The organism is Olivibacter ginsenosidimutans, assembly GCF_039542865.1.
Lineage (GTDB): Bacteria > Bacteroidota > Bacteroidia > Sphingobacteriales > Sphingobacteriaceae > Olivibacter > Olivibacter ginsenosidimutans.
Genome location: NZ_BAABIQ010000020.1, coordinates 1 through 5,329 on the forward strand (window position 1 = coordinate 1; position 5,329 = coordinate 5,329).

1 protein-coding gene, 2 tRNA genes and 2 rRNA genes are annotated in these 5,329 nt (G+C 53.3%); all 5 read right to left on the reverse strand.

Annotated features, from left to right (window positions below):
- Positions 1 to 54: 54 nt before the first annotated feature.
- Positions 55 to 2,949 (reverse strand): 23S ribosomal RNA (locus tag ABD930_RS08790).
- Positions 2,940 to 3,092, reverse strand: a complete 153-nt coding sequence (locus ABD930_RS08795; RefSeq protein WP_345231352.1) for a hypothetical protein — start codon at positions 3,090 to 3,092, stop codon at positions 2,940 to 2,942. The genes ABD930_RS08790 and ABD930_RS08795 overlap by 10 nt, the downstream gene beginning before the upstream one ends.
- Before the next feature lie 107 nt (positions 3,093 to 3,199).
- Positions 3,200 to 3,276 (reverse strand) — tRNA-Ala (locus tag ABD930_RS08800).
- 6 nt (positions 3,277 to 3,282) lie between these two features.
- Positions 3,283 to 3,356 (reverse strand) — tRNA-Ile (locus tag ABD930_RS08805).
- 118 nt (positions 3,357 to 3,474) lie between these two features.
- Positions 3,475 to 4,997 (reverse strand): 16S ribosomal RNA (locus tag ABD930_RS08810).
- Together the 16S and 23S rRNA genes with 2 tRNA genes alongside form the textbook arrangement of a ribosomal RNA operon.
- Positions 4,998 to 5,329 lie beyond the last annotated feature (332 nt).

Below are 5,329 nucleotides of genomic sequence, written 5' to 3' on the forward strand. Positions count from 1 at the left end.
AAATGACATATACACCGGAAGAAAAAAAACAAGAAGCCAACGGCAGTTCCATGCTCCAGAAAGTTTCGGGCTATTAGTACCGCTCAGCTTTGGTATTCCTACCTGTACACCTGCGGCCTATCCACGTGGTCGTCTCCCACGGCCCTATATGGAAGTCTAATCTTGCGGCCAGTTTCGCGCTTAGATGCTTTCAGCGCTTATCTGTCCCCAGCATAGCTACCCTGCCGTACACCTGGCGGCATAACAGGTTCACCAGAGGCTAGTCCAACCCGGTCCTCTCGTACTAAGGTCAGCCCCGCGCAAACTTCCTGCGCCCACAACAGATAGGGACCGAACTGTCTCGCGACGTTCTGAACCCAGCTCGCGTGCCACTTTAATCGGCGAACAGCCGAACCCTTGGGACCTTCTCCAGCCCCAGGATGTGACGAGCCGACATCGAGGTGCCAAACCTCCCCGTCGATATGAGCTCTTGGGGGAGATCAGCCTGTTATCCCCAGAGTACCTTTTATCCTTTGAGCGATGGCCCTTCCATGCAGAACCACCGGATCACTATGTCCGTCTTTCGACCCTGCCCGACATGTACGTCTCGCAGTCAAGCAAGCTTTTGCCATTGCACTCCACGTACGGTTACCAAGCGTACTGAGCTTACCTTTGAAAGCCTCCGTTACCTTTTTGGAGGCGACCACCCCAGTCAAACTACCCACCAAACAATGTCTCCGCATGTCTGCGGATTAGGAACCGGATACAGAAAGGGCGGTATTTCAAGGGCGGTTCCTCGACTCCTGGCGAAGCCGATTCAATACCTCCCGCCTATCCTACACATCCTGCACCCAGTCCCAATGTTAAGCTATAGTGAAGGTTCATGGGGTCTTTCCGTCCCGTTGCGGGTAACCGGCGTCTTCACCGATACCACAATTTCACCGAGCTCATGGCCGAGACAGCGCCCAGATCGTTACACCATTCGTGCAGGTCGGAACTTACCCGACAAGGAATTTCGCTACCTTAGGACCGTTATAGTTACGGCCGCCGTTTACCGGGGCTTCGATTCAATGCTTCTCCCTTACGGAATGACATCCCCTCTTAACCTTCCGGCACCGGGCAGGTGTCAGGCCTTATACTTCATCTTTCGATTTGGCAAAGCCATATGTTTTTGTTAAACAGTCGCCTGGGCCTTTTCACTGCGGCTTCTTACATTGCTGTAAGGAAGCGCCCCTTCTCCCGAAGTTACAGGGCCATTTTGCCGAGTTCCTTAGCCATGATTCACTCGAGCACCTTGGGATTCTCTCCCCAACCACCTGTGTCGGTTTGCGGTACGGGTCTTTATGGCCTGATGCTTAGCGGTTTTTCTCGGGAGTATGATTACCCGCGCTATCGGCGCCCCCGAAGGTTTGCCGTACTATCGGCTTTCAGCAAAGGTCCCGGATTTGCCTGGAACCCCTATACCTACAGCCTTCAACGCACTATTCCGTCAGTGCGCGGCGGTGTCACCCCTCCGTCACCGCATCGCAGCCACAAAGAGTACGGGAATGTTGACCCGTTGTCCATCCACTGCCCCTTTCGGGTTCCGCGTTAGGTCCCGACTGACCCTGATCCGATTAGCGTTGATCAGGAAACCTTGGTCTTTCGGTGGGCGGGTTTCTCGCCCGCCTTATCGTTACTTATGCCTACATTTGCTTTTCCAGTTGGTCCACACAAACTCACGTTCATGCTTCGCCCCTACTGGAATGCTCCCCTACCAGATGTACCTTATGGCACAAATCCACTGCTTCGGTAATACTCTTGATGCCCGTTTATTATCCACGCCCGGCCGCTCGACTAGTGAGCTGTTACGCACTCTTTAAATGAATGGCTGCTTCCAAGCCAACATCCTAGCTGTCTGGGCAGCCGGACCTCGTTAGTCCAACTTAGCGTATATTTGGGGACCTTAGCAGGTGGTCTGGGTTCTTTCCCTCTCGGCCCCGGACCTTAGCACCCGGAGCCTCACTGCAGACCATATCTGTCCAGTATTCGGAGTTCGTCTGGATTTGGTAGGATGTGACTCCCCCGCACCCAATCGGTAGCTCTACCTCTGGCAGACTATATGTCCACGCTGTTCCTAAAAACATTTCGGGGAGTACGAGCTATTTCCCAGTTTGATTGGCCTTTCACCCCTACCCACAGGTCATCCGGAAACTTTTCAACGTTTATCGGTTCGGTCCTCCAGTACGTGTTACCGCACCTTCAACCTGCCCATGGGTAGATCACAAGGTTTCGCGTCTGCCTCCAATGACTATCCGCCCTATTCAGACTCGCTTTCGCTTCGGATCCGCGCCTTAAACGCTTAACCTTGCCATTGAAGAGCAACTCGTAGGCTCATTATGCAAAAGGCACGCCGTCACCGGACTCGCCGGCTCCGACCGCTTGTAAGCACACGGTTTCAGGTTCTTTTTCACTCCCCTGTTCGGGGTTCTTTTCACCTTTCCCTCACGGTACTGGTTCACTATCGGTCTCTCAGGAGTATTTAGCCTTGGCGGATGGTGCCGCCGGATTCCCACAGGGCGTCTCCGACCCCGCGGTACTCAGGAACTTGCTAGGTCAATGGTACTTGCGTGTACGCAGCTCTCATGCTCTCCGGCCCGCCTTCCCAGACGGTTCCACTTCATTGCATTGTAACCACATCGCAGTCCTACAACCCCGGATATGCCGTAACATCTCCGGTTTGGGCTCTTTCCCTTTCGCTCGCCACTACTCAGGAAATCATTCTTATTTTCTCTTCCTGCGCCTACTTAGATGTTTCAGTTCAGCGCGTTCGCGTTTATTACGATGTACCTTCAGTACATCAGGTTCCCCCATTCGGATATCACCGGATCAAGTCTCATTTGCAGATCCCCGGCGCTTATCGCAGCTTATCACGTCCTTCTTCGCCTCTGAGAGCCTAGGCATCCCCCGTGTGCCCTTGCTTACTTTCTTCCTCCCGCAGCCTTTTGCGCCTGCGGAAGTGCTCTTTTTGCCGGTGTTAATCCCTCCTGAATCCCCAGAATCAATCCCGGGAACCCAGCGGTACCAACACCTGCCGTTGTCTTCTCTTGTGTTTTTTTCTTCCAGTATGTCAAAGAACTTTTCCGGCTGTAAGCCCTATGCCTTATGCTTTAGGCTGTTTGCCTATTGCCTAAGGCCTATTGCCTGTAGCCAAAGGTGGAGGGTAAACCTTCCGCCTTAATGGTGGAGAATAACGGATTCGAACCGTTGACCCCCTGCGTGCAAGGCAGGTGCTCTAGCCAGCTGAGCTAATCCCCCTTCCGGTAGTCCCGAGCAGATTTGAACTGCTGACCCCTACATTATCAGTGTAGTGCTCTGACCAACTGAGCTACGGGACTAGCTGCTTCCTCCTCTGCACCGGTACCCCCCCTCCAGGGTGCGGGCACTTCCTTCTTCTTCTTCTTCTTTATCTTCGAAATTCTTCATGGCATAACGGGGTCGGTTCCGGCCCTCTAGAAAGGAGGTATTCCAGCCGCACCTTCCGGTACGGCTACCTTGTTACGACTTAGCCCCAATTACCGGTTTTACCCTAACACGCTCCTTGACGGTTACATGCTTCAGGTACCCCCAGCTTTCATGGCTTGACGGGCGGTGTGTACAAGGCCCGGGAACGTATTCACCGCGTCATTGCTGATACGCGATTACTAGCGAATCCAACTTCACGGGGCCGAGTTGCAGGCCCCGATCCGAACTGTGAACGGCTTTCTGAGATTGGCATCACCTCGCGGTGTAGCTGCCCTCTGTACCGCCCATTGTAGCACGTGTGTAGCCCCGGACGTAAGGGCCATGATGACTTGACGTCGTCCCCGCCTTCCTCTCTGCTTGCGCAGGCAGTCTGGATAGAGTCCCCACCTTTAAATGCTGGCAACTATCCACAGGGGTTGCGCTCGTTGCGGGACTTAACCCAACACCTCACGGCACGAGCTGACGACAGCCATGCAGCACCTAGTTTCCTGTCCCGAAGGACGTTACCATCTCTGGTAACTTCAGTAACTTTCAAGCCCGGGTAAGGTTCCTCGCGTATCATCGAATTAAACCACATGCTCCTCCGCTTGTGCGGGCCCCCGTCAATTCCTTTGAGTTTCACCCTTGCGGGCGTACTCCCCAGGTGGAACACTTAACGCTTTCGCTTGGGCGCCGACCGTCTATCGCCGACACCGAGTGTTCATCGTTTAGGGCGTGGACTACCAGGGTATCTAATCCTGTTCGATCCCCACGCTTTCGTGCATCAGCGTCAATCATACCTTGGTAAGCTGCCTACGCTATCGGTGTTCTGTGGCATATCTATGCATTTCACCGCTACTTGCCACATTCCGCCTACCTCAAGTACATTCAAGCCCGCCAGTATCAACGGCACTGCGATGGTTGAGCCACCGTCTTTCACCACTGACTTAGCTGGCCGCCTACGCACCCTTTAAACCCAATAATTCCGGATAACGCTCGGATCCTCCGTATTACCGCGGCTGCTGGCACGGAGTTAGCCGATCCTTATTCTCAAGGTACATTCAGATGGGTACACGTACCCACGTTTATTCCCTCGCAAAAGCAGTTTACAACCCGTAGGGCCGTCTTCCTGCACGCGGCATGGCTGGTTCAGGCTTCCACCCATTGACCAATATTCCTTACTGCTGCCTCCCGTAGGAGTCTGGTCCGTGTCTCAGTACCAGTGTGGGGGTTTCTCCTCTCAGAGCCCCTAGGCATCGTCGCCTTGGTGGGCCGTTACCCCACCAACTAGCTAATGCCACGCGAGCCCATCCATACCCTATAAATATTTTACCATATAACCATGCGATCATATGGCAACATGCGGTCTTAATCCGTCTTTCAACGGGCTATCCCCCTGGTATGGGCAGGTTGCTCACGCGTTACGCACCCGTGCGCCACTCTCATGGAAACCGAAGTCCCCAATCCCGTCCGGCTTGCATGTATTAGGCCTGCCGCTAGCGTTCATCCTGAGCCAGGATCAAACTCTCCATTGTATAAATGTCTAGTTCGAATAACTATCTCTAGCAAAGAAAATATTTATCCCTTTTCATTGTCTTCTCTGACCGGAACCGTATCAGTAACATCACAACAGGGAACGTGCCCCGTTGCTGTACTGCCCGTTACGCTACATGAATCATTTCCTTAAAGAACTTTAATCGCCTCCGCTTCGCGCTTCGGCCTCCGATGCTCCCGTCAACTCTCGCCTCCGGTACATTACCCCTCAACCCGTTCAGGGCTGCAAAGATAGAAACTTTTTTTCAATCCCAACAAAATATTTAAAGAAATATTTTTTGACGCTATGCTCTTTCCTTTCTTGCCACACTTA